This window comes from Mesorhizobium sp. M1C.F.Ca.ET.210.01.1.1, assembly GCF_004791585.1.
Classification (GTDB): domain Bacteria; phylum Pseudomonadota; class Alphaproteobacteria; order Rhizobiales; family Rhizobiaceae; genus Mesorhizobium.
The window spans coordinates 1-299 of record NZ_SRUU01000193.1 but is presented as its reverse complement, the minus strand read 5'-3'; the positions used below and the strand labels follow the sequence as shown (position 1 = coordinate 299).

The following is a 299-nucleotide window of genomic DNA, read 5'->3' as shown; positions in this document are numbered from 1 at the left end:
CGCAACCCTTCGCGACAGGAACGAGAGCGGGCCGGCGCAAACTGCGCCGGCCCGCTCTTCCCTGTGAATTGCTATCGCGCCATGAAGACCGGCAACGATTGACCTTCAAGCATCGACTTGGTGACCCCACCGAAAATCCGTTCGCGCAACCGGGAATGACCGTAGGCGCCCATGACCATCAGCTCAGCCGCAACGTCGCCGGCATGCTGGCGAAGCACATCGGCAACCGAATGGTTCGCGCTCGGCAGCCGGTCGACCGTAACCTTCACGCCATGCCGGGCAAGATAGGCCGCGGCATC

1 protein-coding gene is annotated in these 299 nt (G+C 63.5%); it reads right to left on the bottom strand.

Annotated elements, in window-relative coordinates:
* Positions 1 to 71: 71 nt before the first annotated feature.
* Positions 72 to 299: universal stress protein (locus EN853_RS33540; RefSeq protein ID WP_135861377.1), on the bottom strand; the 228-nt coding region annotated here is incomplete at its 5' end.